Annotated in this window: 12 protein-coding genes; 1 reads left to right on the top strand and 11 read right to left on the bottom strand. The window is 65.3% G+C overall.

Annotation, left to right across the window (positions count from 1 at the left end; genetic code table 11):
• Positions 1 to 180: 180 nt before the first annotated feature.
• Positions 181 to 525 carry a metallopeptidase family protein gene (locus P0D62_RS15745; protein WP_275703496.1) on the top strand — a complete coding sequence of 115 codons (345 nt, stop codon included), beginning with the start codon at positions 181 to 183 and terminating at the stop codon, positions 523 to 525.
• 461 nt (positions 526 to 986) lie between these two features.
• Here P0D62_RS15745 and P0D62_RS15740 read toward each other — a convergent pair whose 3' ends face one another.
• The 11 genes from P0D62_RS15740 to P0D62_RS15690 form a co-directional block, all read right to left on the bottom strand.
• Positions 987 to 2,216 carry a S49 family peptidase gene (locus tag P0D62_RS15740; RefSeq protein WP_275703495.1) on the bottom strand — a complete coding sequence of 410 codons (1,230 nt, stop codon included), beginning with the start codon at positions 2,214 to 2,216 and terminating at the stop codon, positions 987 to 989.
• Positions 2,217 to 2,249: 33 nt separating this feature from the next.
• Entirely contained in the window at positions 2,250 to 3,323 is a 1,074-nt protein-coding gene (locus P0D62_RS15735) for an amidohydrolase family protein (RefSeq protein WP_275703494.1), read from the bottom strand.
• Positions 3,324 to 3,346: 23 nt separating this feature from the next.
• Positions 3,347 to 5,053 carry an O-antigen ligase family protein gene (locus P0D62_RS15730; RefSeq protein ID WP_275703493.1) on the bottom strand — a complete coding sequence of 569 codons (1,707 nt, stop codon included), beginning with the start codon at positions 5,051 to 5,053 and terminating at the stop codon, positions 3,347 to 3,349.
• 82 nt (positions 5,054 to 5,135) lie between these two features.
• The gene (locus P0D62_RS15725) at positions 5,136 to 5,996 is read right to left on the bottom strand and encodes a FlgD immunoglobulin-like domain containing protein (protein WP_275703492.1); all 861 of its coding nucleotides are present in this window, start codon (positions 5,994 to 5,996) and stop codon (positions 5,136 to 5,138) included.
• Positions 5,993 to 7,270, bottom strand: coding sequence for an IS256 family transposase (locus P0D62_RS15720; protein WP_275703491.1), 1,278 nt, complete (start codon positions 7,268 to 7,270; stop codon positions 5,993 to 5,995). Before P0D62_RS15720 ends, P0D62_RS15725 begins: the two co-directional genes overlap by 4 nt.
• Before the next feature lie 87 nt (positions 7,271 to 7,357).
• On the bottom strand, positions 7,358 to 9,097 hold the full coding sequence (locus P0D62_RS15715; RefSeq protein ID WP_275703490.1) for a hypothetical protein: 1,740 nt from the start codon (positions 9,095 to 9,097) through the stop codon (positions 7,358 to 7,360).
• A 107-nt stretch (positions 9,098 to 9,204) separates the two neighbouring features.
• Positions 9,205 to 11,550: a FlgD immunoglobulin-like domain containing protein gene (locus P0D62_RS15710; RefSeq protein WP_275703489.1), complete on the bottom strand. Its 2,346-nt coding sequence runs from the start codon at positions 11,548 to 11,550 to the stop codon at positions 9,205 to 9,207.
• 206 nt (positions 11,551 to 11,756) lie between these two features.
• Positions 11,757 to 13,037 carry an iron uptake transporter deferrochelatase/peroxidase subunit gene (efeB, locus tag P0D62_RS15705; RefSeq protein ID WP_275703488.1) on the bottom strand — a complete coding sequence of 427 codons (1,281 nt, stop codon included), beginning with the start codon at positions 13,035 to 13,037 and terminating at the stop codon, positions 11,757 to 11,759.
• Between the two features lie 23 nt (positions 13,038 to 13,060).
• Entirely contained in the window at positions 13,061 to 14,362 is a 1,302-nt protein-coding gene (efeO, locus tag P0D62_RS15700; protein WP_275703487.1) for an iron uptake system protein EfeO, read from the bottom strand.
• Positions 14,363 to 14,403: 41 nt separating this feature from the next.
• Complete coding sequence (gene efeU, locus P0D62_RS15695) at positions 14,404 to 15,348, bottom strand: iron uptake transporter permease EfeU (RefSeq protein ID WP_275703486.1); 945 nt, start codon at positions 15,346 to 15,348, stop codon at positions 14,404 to 14,406.
• 131 nt (positions 15,349 to 15,479) lie between these two features.
• Positions 15,480 to 16,745: a sensor histidine kinase gene (locus P0D62_RS15690; protein ID WP_275703485.1), complete on the bottom strand. Its 1,266-nt coding sequence runs from the start codon at positions 16,743 to 16,745 to the stop codon at positions 15,480 to 15,482.
• Between the last annotated feature and the right edge of the window lie 4 nt (positions 16,746 to 16,749).

Below are 16,749 nucleotides of genomic sequence, written 5' to 3'. Positions count from 1 at the left end.
GGTTGTAAGCCGGGTGGATGACGCTCACCGCGTGGGGACACGATGCTCGCACATCTGAAGGATCCTGTCCGCCAGGGTTAGAGGGCGCCAACGGACAAGGTGCATGGGCCATTGTGCCAGATCGCCCGCGGCCCGCCTAATATCGCGGGGCCCTCAAGGCTCCCGATAGAATCGCACACCATGGACGTGAGCGACGAGCGCTTCGACGAGTTGGTCGAGGAGGCGCTGCTCGGTCTGCCCGACGCTCTCGTCGAGGGCGTCGACAACCTGGTGTTCGTCGTCGAGGACGAGCCGGAGGACGGCTCCGACACCCTCGGCTGGTACGACGGAGTGGCGCTGACCGAGCGGGACGCCTACGGCTACGGCCAGCTCCCCGACCGGATCGTGCTGTTCAAAGGCCCCTTGACCCGGTTCTGCCGCGACGAGGACGAGCTCTTCGACGAGATCGAGATCACGCTGGTGCATGAGCTCGGCCACTACCACGGCATCGACGAGGAGCAACTGCACGAACTGGGCTGGGGTTAAGCCTGGATCTACCGGAGACAAGACGACCCCTCCCTGGCCCGGTCAGGGGGCCTCTGCTAGGGTGTGGGAAGAATCGAATTCAGGGGAATTCTGGTGAGAATCCAGAGCTGACCCGCAACCGTGAGGGCCCTCCCAAAGGGCCTGCAGCCGGATCGCCTGACCGACTCTGACAAAGTGAATCCCGTCGTGGTCTACGGGTTGTCGTATAGCTGAATCTCCAGCTTTCGCATGCCGTCGACCATCTGTATCAGAAGTGGCACGGCTCTCCTGACCGATCCAGCTCCGCGCGAGCGTTTCCTGAGCGGCCCAGTTCCGGCCGGCATCTTTCTGATCGACGCCCCAGAAGCGGCCCAATGGGCAGCCGGTCCCTTACCCTTGTCGCCGGCTGCCGGACTGGGCTCCCGAGCGGGCCCCGCCGATCCGTCCAAGGCGGGGCCCGTTCTATATCTACACTCGGCTGATCAACCGCCGCAGACGGAGACGAGGTCGCCGTCGAAAGCAAGCGGCGTAGTGGTTCCGCAGAAGTTCTGACTCAGCACGGGCACCGTGCCCTCCGCCTGGTGGGCGGGCAGCGAGGTACCATAGGCGCGCTCGGCGCCGAGCAAGGACTCCCACGCGGTGGGCGCCGCGATGCCGTCGAAGCGGAGCTGATCCGAATTGACGCCGATCTCATCCGCCACGCGATAGAAGAAGTCCGCACGGGTGACGATCTCGTCGACCAGGCCGTAGTCCTTGGCTGTCTCGGCGTCGAAGATCATCGCTCCCATCTCGTCGACGATCGTCTTAGTGGGGATGCCCCGGTTCTCCGAGACGATGCCGACGAAGGCGTCGTACTCCTTCTTCAGCCCACCCAGCCAGACCGAGCGTTCCTCCTCCGTCATCTCCCGCCAGGGCGAGCCGAAATCTTTGCCACGCCCTTGAGTGAGCATCTGGGCGTGAACCCCACCGGAGGTCTCCACGCCGCTCTCGAACAACGAGCCGCTGATTCCGGTCACCGAGTCGTAGTAGTAGAACGGTCCCGAGGTGACGCCGATGCTTCCGACCATGGAGCCGTGGTCGGCGAAGATCTTGGTGGCGGTTGCGGTGGAGTACACGCCGCCGGAGGCCGACATCGAGGAGATGTGCACGAACACCGGCTTGCCGGTGTCGTCCCGATACCTCGTGACGGCATCGGCGATCGCCTTGGATCCAGCGATGCTCCCACCCGGGGTGTTGACCAGCAGGACGACGGCTTCGGCATCGTCGGCCTGGATCTCGTCCAGCATCGACGCCACCTCGTAGCCATAGGTGCCGGAGCTGAGCAGCGCCCCATCGGCGCCGTCGGCCATGATCGCACCGGAGATGTCGATGACCCGCACCTGCTTGGGCGCGGATGGGTCGCCCCACATGGTGTAGAGGCCGGTGGTCGCGGTGCCGCCGGCGACGGCCGCCATCGAGCCGATGCTCGCCGCCATGACGATACCCAGAACGACAGAAGCCACCACGCCCACGACACCGAGACCGAGAGCCAGTCCCATGCCCAGCCCGAAGCCGCGACCGAACCCGCCCGGCTGCTTGGCGGGCACCGCCACCGTGCCTGGAGGCGTGAGCGGTTGATACGAGTACGCGCCAATCTGTGGCTGCTGGCCGTGATCGGACGGATGATGGGGAGGCATCCCCTGCGGCTGGGACGGACCATGGGCTTCTGTCATGGGAACTCCTGTTGAAGGGGATTCGACTCTGCTCTAGACGAGGCGTCCGCGCAAGATCTTGACCGCGGGGCTGTGGACAATCTGCAGGTTCACCCGCGGATCCTCGGCGTAGACGACGAGGTCGGCGCTGGCTCCCGGGGTGAGATTCTGCTCCCCCAGCCAAGGCCGGGCACGCCAGCTGGCGGCTCCCAGCGCGAACTCCGCGCCGCCCACCTTTGCCAGCTCGACAATCTCGTCGGGCGTGCGTCCGTGGGCGACGACGGTGCCGGCATCGGTGCCGCTGTAGACCTGCACGCCCGCCTCGACGGCCATGCCGATCGTCTCGTAGCGACGCGCATGCAGATCGAGCATGTGCGCGCTGTAGGTGGGGAACTTCGCGGCGCCCTGCGAGGCGTAGGTGGGGAAGTTCGCCAGGTTGATCATGGTCGGCACCAGTGCGGTCCCCCGTCGCGCCATCTCCTCGATGACGTCGGGCGCGAGGCCGGTGCCGTGCTCGATGCAGTCGATGCCCGCCGCCACCAGCTCCGCCACGGACTGCTCCTGGAAGCAGTGCGCCGTGACGCGCGCCCCCTCCTCGTGCGCGGCGGCGATCGCCTGGGCCGCGACATCGGCCGGCCAGAGCGGGGCCAGGTCGCCGGCCTCGCGCTCGATCCAGTCCCCGACCAGCTTCACCCAGCCGTCTCCGGCTCGGGCTTGCGTGCGCACCTCGTCGACCAGATCCTCGGGTTCCACCTCGGCCGCGAGGTAGCGGATGTAGCGCTTCGCCCGGGCGATGTGCCGGCCCGCGCGCTTGACCTTCGGCAGCCCCGCCTCCTGATCGATCCATCGGGTGTCCGACGGCGATCCGGCGTCGCGCACCAGCATCACGCCGACGGCCAGGTCGGCCTCGGCCTGCGCGCGGGCGCCCTCCGCGTCGATCGGTCCGGCCGGACCGAGCCCGATGTGGCAGTGTGCGTCGACCAGCCCAGGCAGGATGTACCCGTCGGTGACAACCGTCTCCGCGTTCGCCGACGGCTCCGGCTGGATCACCCCGTCGGCGATCCAGAGGTCGACGATCTCGTCGGACGGAAGAACACGGCCGCGGACATGGAGCACACCCTCACTCATGCTGCCAGCCTACCGACCGGCTCTCAACGACGCGCTTCGGCCTCAGCCTGCGCCTCGGCAGCCCGGTGGGCATCGCCCATCCGCTCGAAGGCAGCGCTCAGGCCGTCCCACGCGGTGGAATCCTCTGGTCGGAGTTCGGTCACCTTCGTCAGGCTGGCGACCGCGGACTCGAGGTCGCCGGAACCCGCCTGTGCGTCGGCAAGCCAGAGCCAAGTGTCCGCATTGGCTGGTGCATAGTCGAGCGCTCTCTCAAAGGTGCGGACAGCGTCCTCGCTTTGTCCGTTCAGGAATTGAGCATTTCCGAGGGTCTGCGCGCATTCCGTCGAGCGAGGCAGGCGCGCGCAGGCAGACTCCAGGAGGGGTACCACCGAGTGAGTGTCGGCCAACCCTTGTTCGGCAAGGGCCAAGATCGCGTATCCGCCGCGTCGCACGAAGTCGGGATCCCAGCTTCTCGACGACAACGTCTTCTCCAGGCTGTCCACCGCACCGAGATATCCCGCCGATGCCGCTTCGATGTCACGGAGAAGGCGGAACTCGGCGCTCATGGTGAGGACGCCGAACATCGCGGCCCATGTCGCGACGATCGCGACACCCGCCTGCGCGGTCAAGCGCCTGGCAAGTGGTACAGCCAACCCTCCCCCGACGCAGAGCAAAACCGGGCCAAGCGCCCAGAGTGTCGTGAAGTGGAAGCAGAGGGCAACGCCGACACCAACTGCCGCAAGAAGCGCACCAGTCGACCACACCGTGCCTCGCCGCCACAACAACACGGCAACCAGCACCGCAAACGCAACGAACGCCAGCAGCCCCGGAACACCGGTGGATGCCCAGACCTGAAGCAATACGTTGTGCGGCGAGTCCGGCGGGTTTTCAGGCCCGACCAGCACTGACCACTGTTCGGCCTGAAGCGCCCCGACCTCGTCGACGAACCGGGAGGGCCCGATGCCCAACCAAGGCTGTTCGGCTCCGAGCCTGAGCGCGTCCTGCCACATCAGCAGCCGGCCTTCCACCGTGCGCGAGGCCAATCCGACGCCGAGGAGCCGCTCACGGGTCGCGGGAATGGCGATCACCAGGAGCCCCAGTCCGACGAGCAGAGCTCCCAGCAGCGCTGCGGCTCTGACTCGCTTCTTGATCATCAGCGTGACGGCCGCACCCGCCACCACGACGACGAGTCCCAGCCAGGCGCCACGTGACGCACTCACCACCACGACGAGAGCCGCCGCACCGCTGCCGACCCACAGCCAGGCAAAGCGGTGTTCGAGCGCATGCCACAGCAGCAGCGCGAACCCCGTCACTCCGACTACACCGAGGTCTGAGGCATTGCCCACCGCGGTGACCACACGAACGGTCCCCTGGGCGAGATCCCACAGCGCTTGTCCCGCCAAGATCACCTGGAGCACAGTGAGGGCAAGGAGCGCCTGCTGGACGAGGTGAGTCCCTCCGATGGCGACCGCCCCGGCCGCTGCTAGCGCCAGATAGAGCAACAACATGCCGAGGCCCTCGTAGCGAGGGAAGCGCCCGAGAACCGAAAGCAACGGCGTGGGGCCTATTAGCCCTGAGATCAAAAAGAAACCCAGCACGACGCCGGCGGCGACGAGGAGCCGGCGATCGAGGAAGACCCGCGTGGAGTGCATCGCCACAACAGCAGCGACGAGAACCAGCGCCGCGACAACCAGCCGGAGGGGAACGCCGGCGTCGGCTCCCCACCGCCACTCGGCCAACGGGAGCAGCACGATCCCCGCCCACACCACGATGCCTGCCGCAATAGGCCGGGTGGGACGGGGATCGGCTGCCTCATTCGTCGCTATCGCGACCTCACTTCACCTTGGAGGTGGACTTCGAGGTCTTTGTCACTGACGTGTAACCCGACTTCTTGCCGGTCACCTTCACAGTGATCTTTTTACCTTTGTCCGCCTTGGCCAGCTTGTAGGTCGACTTCGTCGCCCCCTTGATCTTCGAGCCATTCCGGTACCACTGGTACGAGAACGTCGGCTTCGGCGACCACGACCCCGGCTTCGCCGTGAGCTTCTTGCCCACCTTCGCCGAACCCGAGATCTTCGGAGTCGAGGTCTTGGCCAGCTTCTTCGTCGAGACCTTGATCTTGCCCGAAGCCGCCGACTTCCCATCCAGCGCCTTGGCCGTCTGGCCCTTCTTCAAACCAGTCCGCTTCGGGTCATCCTGCGCGTTCACCGTCCAGGTATAGCTACCGGCGGGAACCAGCTTGCCCTTCGAGTCCTTGCCATCCCACGTCACATCACGGTAGGAACCATCAGAGGTAGCAGGAAGCGTGATCGAACGGATCACCTTCTTCTTCGAGTCCCGGATCTCCAGCTTGCCCTTCAGCAACGGCTTCGTGAAGTCGATATCGGCCTTCCACTTGTCCCCCGATGTCAGCGACGTCTTCGCGATCACGCCCAACATCCGAGGAGCCGACTTCCCACCGAAGTCCAACGTCTCCACCCGAACGTCGGCAGGCCGGTCGTTCTTCTCCACCTGATAGGCCACGCGATTGTTGTCGAGGGCGCTGCCCCAGCCATCGATCTTGCTTGTCTTGCCGGTCGCCGTGTCGATGACGGTGTCACCGACGACGAGGATGCCGTCGCCCACCAGAACCCCGTAGTCAGAGCCATTGGCGCCGATCGAGGAATTGTCAAGACCTGTGGATGGGTGTGTCACGCGGCTTGTTGATCACCTCCTGAGTCGTTGGGTCGTTCGATGAGTTTGCCCTTTTCAAACTTGGCGCCGGCCCGGACGAGGGCGACGAGGTGGGGTGCGTTCACGGCCCGCCACCTGGCTTGGGCGGACTCGATGAGTTTGAACGCCATCGCGACCCCGGCAGCTCTCGACCCGGGTCCCTTGGTGACCCGTTGGCGGAGCCGGACGGTGGCGAAGGTCGACTCGATCGGGTTGGTGGTGCGCAGGTGGATCCAGTGTTCGGCGGGGAAGTCGTAGAACGCCAGCAGCACGTCGAGGTGGTCGGTAATCTTCGCGACCGCTTTGGGCCATTTGGCGCCGTAGAGGTCGGCGAACGCCTTCGCTGCGGTGAGGGCGTGGTCTTTGTCTTCGGCATTCCAGATCTCGGCCAGAGCGGCCTTCGCGCCGGGGTGTGCCGACTTGGGCAGCGCGGCGAGGACGTTACCGCCGGCATGGAACCAGCAGCGCTGCTCTTTGGTGTCGGGAAACACCTCCCGGATCGCCTTCCAGAACCCGAGCGCACCATCGCCCACGGCCAGCACCGGGGCCTGCATGCCGCGACGCTTGCACGAGCGGAGCAGGTCAGCCCAGGACTCGCTCGATTCGCGGAACCCGTCATCGAGCGCGATCAGTTCTTTGGTGCCGTCAGCACGCACCCCGATCATCACCAGCAGGCACACCTTGTCCTGCTCCAGGCGGACCTTGAGATGGATGCCATCGACCCACACATACACGTAGTCGGTGCCGGCCAGGGACCGCTGGTTGAACGCGGCCGCCTCGTCTTGCCAGTCCTTGGTCAACCTGGTGATCGTGGCCGCCGACAGACCCGCTCCGGTGCCGAGGAACTGCTCCAACGCCGGACCGAAGTCGCCGCTGGACAGGCCGTGCAGATACAGCAGGGGCAACACCTCGGCCACCTTCGGTGACTTCCTCGCCCAGGCCGGCAGGATCGCCGACGCGAACCGCTTCCGCTGCCCGGTGGTCTCGTCAATGCGCTTGTCATTGACCCGCGGCGCCCGCACCCCGATCATGCCCGCCGCCGTGACGACCTCCCGCGGCTGGTGGTGACCGTTACGGACCACCAACCGCCGACCCGCCTCGTCGAGCTCGTCGGTGAACGCCTCAATATAGGCGGCGACCTCAGCTTCCAACGCCGCAGCCAGCATCTTGCGTGCACCATCGCGCACGATCTCATCAAGAAGCGACCCACCGGCCGCCTCGTTGGACGCCGAAGCGTCGTGAACTACCTTGAGCATGGACGTACCTTCCCGAGCCGGCGCGCCAACGCCGACCCTGATCAGAACTGCATGGACTTCGATCCTTGCTCGGGAGGTACGTCCACTTCACGTCACCCCGCCGAGCGCCATCCACAGGTTCTGATCATTGCTCGCGCCGATCTTCCTGGCCTTCTTGCTGCCCTTCGGATCCTTGACGTAGTTCCACTCGAAGAGCTCCAGGACATCCTTCTTGTTGTACTCGGCGAAGTACACGAAGTCACCCCACATGCCCTGGGTGTAGGAGTATTTCTTGGCTATCGTGCGGGAAGCAACGGTCTTGCCCGTTTCCACGTCGACCACTTCCAGCTTCTTACCCTTGGAAGTAGGCTGCTTCACCAACAGACTCAGCGGGCCGAACTGCGCAGCGATGTCATCCTTGGTCTCGAACACGATCTTGTTGTCAGCCCGCTTCACGTAGTGCTCATCGCTCTCGGGAGCCCGGAACGACAGATAGGGTCCTGACATCCGTCCGGCTGTGGCCCGCTTCGGGAGAAATCCCTTGTCCGCAATCGTGCCCCGATCCAGCAGTGCCCGGTCTACGACCGCTCGCCCAGCGGACGCGTTCACCGACGTGGCGCGCAGGGGAAGGGCCATCGTCTTCTCGACCTTCTTGCCGTCCAGCCGCAACTGCGAGAGCGTCGCCCCCGATTCGGAGGCGACGAAGACGCTGCCACCTGCCAATGCGATCCGAGCGTAAGGAACGAGCATCGGCATGATTCCCGCCTTGCTCTTCTTGCCGTCTTCACTCACCCGATAGATGATGCCCGCGTCGTCGGTACACGTGAGTTTGCCAGCCTCTGAGACCTCACACTGCCCTTCGACAGCCCATTTCAAGGTTCCTTCGAAATCCCGATACTCCCAGACCTCCTGCTTTGTCTGTAGAAGCAGCCCTGATCCAGCGAAGCGCGGGCTCCAGGACCAGCTTTCCTCAACCCAGTTGGCGTACCAGTCGCCTTGAATGCACGTCTCCTGACCTCCGTTAAGGGGCCGTCGGCAGGGGCGAGAGTGATCGCTAGTGTCGTCATAGCGCGCGTATATGATCTCCCCACCACGGACGGCGCGCACATCAACGGCCTCGTCAAACGCGATGAGCAGTTTCTTTGCACAGGTGTCGTAGACCCGAGTCTCGTAGGTCTCGCGATCCTCTTCGCTCCACTCGTCAACGTCCTCTTCGCTCCACTCCTCGGGCTCTTCTTCGTTCTCCTCGACAGGCTCTCGCTTGCGAACGGTCCACGAGACCCGACAGCTGTCTAGGTCTGTCAGGTCGTTTACACGCTCAGTATCACTCGGCGCATACAACAGCTGCTTCGCCCCTGAGAACGGTTGGAAGTACAGACCTGAATCCGCTTCCTGCGACCTGTACACGTAGCCGTCGGCTTGAAAGCTGGGATACATGCCCTCGTACGGCAGCGTAAAGGTCTGCGGCTTTGCGCCTTTAGTCAAAGCGACCCGCTCCCAGCCGTGATCGTTCTCGCGCAGCAGATAGCCATCGCCATCTGCGCCTTCAACGAGACGGCCATTTCCTTGGACGCTATCCCAGGAGGTACCGTCGTCTGTCCTCATCCAGCTACCGCCGTAAAGCCGGACCACGAATGCCTTATCGCTGATCGGGATTGGCATCCCCTGACCTGGCACTGGGGCGACGGGGATGTCAACCTTGGCCTTCGGTGCTGCGGTCGCGGGTTGCGTAAGGACACCTCCCAGCGCGACGCCACCGGCAAGGATCATGGCCGCACAGCGCCGCCACATGCCTCGATCGAGTCTCAGCGGCCGCACCTGGCCGCTCTCTTGTCTGTCTGCCCCCATGAGCAACTCCCTAGCTCAAGCCGAGCACCAGCGCTCGGCCCATCATGCGGGCGCTCCGCCCGCCGAGCACAGCGTACTGGTGGTGATCCCCGCCGCCGTCGTCGGGGTCACTTGACCTTGGAGGTGGACTTCGAGGTCTTCGTCACTGAGGTGTAGCCAGACTTAGATCCCTTCACCTTCACGGTGATCTTCTTGCCCTTGTCGGCCTTGACCAGCTTGTAGGTCGACTTCGTCGCCCCCTTGATCTTCGAACCGTCGCGCAGCCATTGGTAGCTCAGCGTTACCTTCGCTGGCTTCCACGACCCTGGCTTGACCGTCAGCTTCTTGCCCACCTTGGTCGTTCCCGAGATCTTCGGCGTCGGCGTCGAGGTGAGCTTCTTGAGAATCTTGATCTTGCCGGACGCCGCCGACTTGCCGTCCAGAGCCTTCGCTGTCTGGCCCTTCTTCAGCCCGGTCCGCTTCGGGTCATCCTTCGCGTTCACCGTCCAGGTGTAGGTGCCAGCCGCAACCCGCCTGCCCTTCTTGTCCTTGCCGTCCCACGTGATACCGCGATACGACCCGTCAGCCGTCGCCGGAAGCGTGATCGACCGCACGAGCCGCTTCTTCGCGTCGCGGATCTCCAAGGTGCCCTTCACCAGCGGCTTCGTGAAGTCGATATCGGCCTTCCACTTCTCCCCCAGCTTCAGCGACGTCTTCGCCAGCACGCCCAACATTCGAGGAGCCGACTTCCCACCGAACTCAAGCGTCTCCACCCGAACGACAGATCGCTTGTCGTAAGGCGTGTAGGCGAGCCTGTTGTTCTCCACCGACGCGACAGAATCGATCCAGCTCGAGGCCCGGTCCGCCGGCGCGACAGAACCGACCCAACGCGAGGTCCAGTCTTTGGGATTGATCAGCCGATCCCCCGACAGCACCACCCCGTCGGTGACCTGCCCTTCGTCGGAGAGGCCCGTAAAGTGCTTCGTCGTCAACGTGCCCGTCACGTAGTTCCACGCATAGAGCGTGTGCTTCGTCCCACCTGCGTTCGCGTAGTCCATGAAGTAGGCGACATCTCCCCACATTCCCAGCACAAACGCATCCAGAGCCCGGGTGGCAATCGTCTTGCCACTCTCGAGATCAACAACCTTGACCGTCTCCCAGGTACTGGTCAGGACGCGTGACCCGAATAGACCACCGATCCGATCTGACGTCCTGAGCATTTCCCTCCCATCCATGTGCTTCACGAGACGGTCGCCGCGTTCAGTCTCCAGTGCGTAGTAGGGACCTGAGAGCGCCAGCGCTCTGTCGTACCACCCGAAGAGGTCGTGCGTCACGACCTTCTCACCATCCACGAGCGTGGTGTTCGCAAGCAGTCTGCTTCCAGAGCCCAGCACAGCGGTCACTCGCCCTGGTATCCACAAGGGCCTCGGTTTCCCGAGACTCTTGCCGTCAGCCGAGATTCGGTAAGACGCGATGTCGGCCGTGGTGGTCAGAATGAGGTCTCCACCCGAGATGGTCGGGACGCTCGGCAACGGCGCCACAGGCATCATGCCGATCTTGGTCTTCTTCCCGCTCAGGCTGACGCGGTAGATCACTCCCGAGTCATCTGTGCAGACGATTCTCACGTTCTCCGATACACGGCACTCGCCTGTGATTTCCCATTCTCTCCCGTTGGCGAAGCTCCTGTACTCCCAATTGTCGATTCCGCCGACGTAGTCCTTCCACAGGAGCAACCCGGGCCCGGCGAGCAATCCCCAATCGTCCTCGCTCAGCCAGAGGCAGTCGTCCTCACCACCACCCGGCCGACGGAGGCACACGGCATCCGTGTCGTCATCATCATGACGCCTGTAGGCGACATCCCCGTCGAAGACAGAGACGACATCGAGTTCCTCGTCTGCGGCGAAGACGGACTTCATCGCGCAGGTGTCGTAGATGTGAGTCTTGAAACGCTCCGTGCCGGACGCACCCGCCTCCTCTCTCGGAATCTGCTCCCTAAGCGTCCACGAGATCTTGCAACTATCGACATGGCTCAGATCATCGACACGTTCGTTTCCCACCGGGGCGTAGAGCAGGATCGGATCCCCAGCGAAGGGCTGGAAATACACGTCGTCAGTAGAGCTGCGCAACACATAGGCGTAGCCCGAGGCTTGGAAGACCGGCTCTGACTCCGTATCAGGACGTACCACCCGCTGCTGCCTGGCCCCCTTCACCAAGGAGATCCAACCCCTTTCACCATCGTCTCCGTTGTACGCGAGATAGCCTTTGCCATCAGCACCCTCAACGAGATACTTGCGGCTACCGGGAAATTCGACCTCATGCCACGAGGAGCCGTCCTCCGCAGCGAACCACTTGTCATCGCTCGTCTCCACGGCCAGTCCAGTCGATCCGACGAGCCAAGAGGTGCCGTCGACAGGGCCAACAGGCAGGCCTATTTCGACGATCGCTTTCGGGTCCGCCGTCGCAGTCTGAGCCACAGCACCTCCTAGCGCCACTCCAGCAGCGAGCACCACCGCCGCAACGCGACGCCACGCGCGTCGAATGAACCTCGACGGATGCACCTGGCGATCCTCTTGCCGGTCTGCGCCCATGAGCAACTCCCTAGCTCAAGCCGAGCAACGGTGCTCGGCCCACCATGCGGACGCTCCGCCCGCCGACCACAGCGTAGCCTGCCGGGGTGGCGCTACGGGGCCTCGGACTCGAAGAGGGCCTGACCGACGTAGCCGCCCTCGGCGATGCCGGGCGGCACCAGGAACACCGAAGAGGATTGCGTCTTCAGGTATTCGATGAACATGTCGTCGCGCGCCATGTTCTTGTGCACCTGAGCGAAGCGGCCGGGTGACTTCAGATAGGCGATGAAGAACAGACCTGCCGCCAGACGTCCGGTCTGGTCGTTGCCGTCGACGTAGTTATAGCCACGACGAAGCATGTGGATGCCGTCGTTGTTGTCGGGGTGGGTCCGCGCGACGTGCGAGCGCTCGTCGATGAGCGGCTTGCCGTCGTCCCCGGTGGCGGCGAAGTCGAGCGCGGTGAACTCGTCGCCGCCGGACAGCGGGGCTCCCGTGCCCTTGGCGCGGCCGAGCACCCGGTCTTGCTCCTCGAGGCGGACGCCGTCCCATACCTCGATGGTCATGGCGATCTTGCGCGCCACCAGATAGCTGCCGCCGTGGCTCCAGGCGCGGCCGGAGTCGATCCAGACGTGCTCGTCCAGCTTGTCGGGCTCCTCAGCCTTCAGATTGTTGGTGCCGTCCTTCTGGCCGAACAGGTTGCGGGGCGTCTGCTGCTCGGTGGAGGTGGACGACGTGCGTCCGAAGCCCAGCTGCGACCAGCGCAGGCGGGCGCGCCCGAACGCGAGGCGGGTGAGGTTCCGGATGGCGTGCACCGCCACCTGCGGGTCGTTGGCGCAGGCCTGCACGCAGAGGTCGCCGCCGGAGATCCGCGGTTCGATGAAGTCGTTGACCATCTTCGGCAGCGGCTCGAACTCCTCAGGCAGCTGGCCGGCGAGGCCGAAGCGATCGGCTCCCTCGTCGGTGAGGAAGAGGCTGCGACCGAAGCCGAAGGTGATGGTGAGCCCGGCCGGACCGTGGTCGGCGGCCTCGCCGGTGTCGCCGGGTGGTGCCAGCGGGTCGCCGTCGAAGGCTCCGCTGGCCGTCACCTCGAGGCCCATCACGAGCCGACTGGCCGCGTAGGTCCAGTCCGTCAGCAGCTCGATCAGATCCTCGCGGGACTCGCCGTCCATGACGTCGAAGGCGGCGAAGTGCATCTGGTCCTGGGCCGGCGTGACGATGCCGCCCTGCCGCTCCCCATGAAACGGGTACTCGAGATCCTCGAGCGGGTTTCCACCGCCGGACAGGGCGGAGCCCCCGAAGAAGCCCACCCCTGCACCGGCGGCCAGGCCGACGGCACCGGCCCCTCCCGTCCATGCGAACAAGCCGCGACGAGAGAGACCAGATACCTCAGCCATTGTTGTTTCCTTGGATGGTCGGGTCAGGCGATGCCGAGCACCGAGCTGGTCAGCTTGGACAGCGGCTCGCGCAGGGCGTCGATGCGGGCGGTCAGGTCGCGCTGCTGCTTGGTGGTGACGGTGTCGTAGAGCACGAAGCCCTCGTCAAGGTTGCCATACTTGTCGAGCTCTGCCTGCAGCGCGTCGAACTGCTCGTTGATCTCGGCGACCAGGGCGACGCCCTCCTCGCCCTTGCGCTCCGCGATCGGGGCCACCAGGTCGAAGGCGATCCGCGCGCCCTCCAGGTTGGCCTGGAAGTCGTAGAGGTCGTAGTGCGACCACCAGTTCTCCTCACCGGTCACCTTGCCGACAGCGATCTCCTCGAGCAGGCCCGAGGCACCGTTGGACACGGTGGCGATGCTGATCTCGTTGGTGGCGATGAAGTCCTCGGCGTGCACCGCGTCGTAGAGCGCGGCAATGTCGGCGACGAGCAGGTCGCCGATCTCCTTGCGCTGCTCGGGCGTCGACGGGGCCCAGCCCTCGGTGGCCGGCGAGCCGTCGGGCTGGACGTCGCCCTCCGCCGGCGGCCACAGATCCTTCTCGATGCGGTGGAAGCCCAGCCACTGGGTGAAGGTGGGGTCGTCCTCGGCCAACAGATCGGCCTCGGCGAGGTAGTCGATCTCGCGGTAGTCGATGCGCGGATCCAGCACGCCAAGGGCCTCGGCGATGGGCTCGATGCGCTCGTAGTGCACGCGGACGGGCGCGAACAGCTCCTTGGCCTTCGCGTCGTCGCCGGCCTGGTACGCGGCGACCAGCTCGTCGACCTTGGGCTGCAGCTCGGCCACCTCGTTCTTCACGAAGCTGATGTAGTCGGTCACCACCTTGTCGAAGAGCTCCTGATCCTCGCCGGACAGCTCGACGGGCTCGCCGGTGACGGTGAACGCCGTCTCGCCGACGTTGGCGCCGCGCATGCCGGGCTTGCAGGCGGTGAAGTAGGAGCCGGGCTGCAGCGTCACGCTGAGGTCGGCGCTGGCGCCGGGAGCGATGTTCTCCTTCTCAGCGACGATGCGCAGGCCGTCGGAGCCCAGCAGATAGAACTCGGTGGTCTTGTCTCCCTCGTTGGTGATGGAGAAGGTCACCGGTCCGCTGACGGCCTCGGCGGCCGAGACGGCGCACCCATCGGCAGTGGAGGACACGGTGAGCGCGGCCGAGGTGGCCGGAGCGGCCTGGGAGGCGGTACCACTGCTGGACGGCGTGGAGGGGGCCGGAGCGTTCTCCACGCATCCGGTGAGCAGCAGCGCGCCGACCGGCAGCGCCATGAACCAGGACTTGGCTCGAGTATTCATGGGTTTTCCTTATGGTTTCGGATGGGGATGGAAAAGAAAGGTCATGCGGTGGCCATCGCGGCCTTGGCCGCAGCGGCCGCTCGGCGCGCCTTGGCCTGGAGGCGCACTCGGCTCAGGAACAGCGGGAGCACGATGGCCATGTAGAGGAACCACGCGGTCACCTCGAGCCAGGTCATCAGCGGGGTGAAGCCGACGGTGCCCTTGAGGAAGGCGGCCGCCGCTCCGGCGGGGTCGATGGAATCCTGCAGATCGAAGGCCCAGCCGAAGGGATAGGCGGCACCCCAGTACGGACGTTCGGTGAAGAAGCCGACCAGCACGTCGCCGGTGCGGAAGTCGGTGGGCGTGATCGGCGCGCCGGAGAACGGGCCGGGAAGGAAACGCGCCTCTTGGAGGTCGTGAATCCCGTAGGCGAGGATGCCCGCGGCGACCACGATCAAGAAGCCGCCCATCCAGGCGAAGAACACGCCGAAGTTGATCCTGATCATGCCCCGGTAGATGAGATAGCCGAGGACGGCGGCGACGAGCAGGCCGGAGATCGCGCCCAACAAGGCCGCAGGCTGCATCGCCCACCCCCACAGGATCAGCCCGGTCTCGATACCCTCGCGGCCTACCGAGATGAAGGCCAGCCAGAACATCCCCCAGCCGCTGCCGAGCTTGAGCACGTCGTCGGCGCTGGACTCCAGTTCGCCCTTCATCTTGTTGCCGGCCTTCAACGACCAGAACACCATCCACGTGACCATGCCCACCGCGAGCAAGGACATCGAGCCGCCGATCAGCTCCTGCCCCTCGAAGCTCAGTCCATAGCGGCCGAAGGTGAACAGCGCCGCCAGCAGCACCGCTCCCCCGATGGCGAGACCGACGCCCAGCCAGATCTTGCGCAGCACGTCGCGGCGATCGCGCTTGATGACGAACGCCACGAGAATGCCGACGATCAGGGCTCCCTCCAAGCCCTCACGGAGCCCGATCAGGAATGACGCAAGAAACATCGTCCTCCGATTTACGCAACAAAACCTTTTATTAAGGCGAGCCACACCTTACTCAGATGGGGTCGCGGCGCAAGCACCCACCCCACTTTGTTTCGACAAATGAGACATCCCCAATCTGAGGGGTGCGATCTCTAGGGGAGCAGGAGCGTGACGATGCTCCCCCGGCTGCCGCTCTCCACCGACATCGCGCCGCCCGCCTCCTGGACGGCGGCCCGCACGAGCCGGAGTCCGTGATGCCCCGGGCTCACCACCGAGGGATCGAAGCCCACGCCGTCGTCGACGACCTCGACGCAGACGGCGTCACCCCGAAGGCCCCATCGCACCGTGATCTCGCTCGCACGAGCGTGGGTGAGGGCGTTGCGCAACAGCTCCTCCGAGCACCGCCGAGCCAGCCCGGAGGTGCGTTCATCGAGCCACGCGAGGTCGTCGCCCTCGATCGAGACTCCCACCTCTCCCCCGTCGATGCCTCGGGCCAGGGCGATCAACTCGTTGCGCAGGTCACCGGTGTTCTCCACCACCGGATCCAGGTCGTCGAGCAGGGTGCGCAGCCTGCCCACCTCGGCCCGGACGCGTTCGGCCGCGGCCCGCCCATCCAGGGCGACACCGGGCACAGTGCCCTGCTCGAGCGCCATGCTGAGCGCCGCGAGATCCTGCACCGGCCCGTCGTGAAGAAGCCGCGCCAGCCGCCGTCGCTCTCGCTCGGATGCCTGCAAAGCGTGCTCGACGGACTGCCGTCGAGCCTCTTCGGCCCTCGCCTGACGGCGGCTCAAGCGCAACGTGAGGGGAAGGCTCAACGCCGCCAGGAGAACAGGGCCGCCGATGGCCACCGGCAGCGTGCGGGCGAGCATCTCTCTGACCCGTTGCGAGGTCTGCGCCGTCTGGTACAGCTCGGCGACGGCCATCGCCCCGTCGGCATCCTCATAGGTGAGGTACACCTCGAGCGAGTCGGCCCCATCGCGCTGCTCGGTGGCGTGGGCCTCGTCGTCGGGCACCGGCAGGACGACGGGCCGGCCGGTATCGAGCGCCTCCCGCAGGTAGCGGCTGACCGGAACCCGCTTGCCCTCGATCTCGGGCAGGTCGGAGTAGACGATGCGGGCGGTGTCCGAGTCCTCGATCTGCCAGATCTTCACGCGGTAGAGGTGGCTCTCGTCGATCAGCCTGGCGACGGTGTCATCCAGCCGGGAACGGGCGCCGGGCTCGACGCCGGGGCGATGCTCCAGCTCCGCGACGCGCAACGTCGACACCACCAGCTGGGCGAACGAGGTTGCCGCGTCGGCGGCATCGTCGCGGGCCTCTTCTCTCGCGGTCCAGGTCACCCACGCGACGCTGCCTCCCACCACGAGGAAGAGGACGAGCAGCGCGGAGGAGACGAACTGCACCAGGGGTCGGCGAAACACGCTC

The organism is Tessaracoccus caeni, assembly GCF_029211185.1.
GTDB classification, from domain to species: Bacteria; Actinomycetota; Actinomycetes; order Propionibacteriales; family Propionibacteriaceae; genus Arachnia; species Arachnia caeni.
This window is presented reverse-complemented; position numbering and strand designations above follow the sequence as displayed.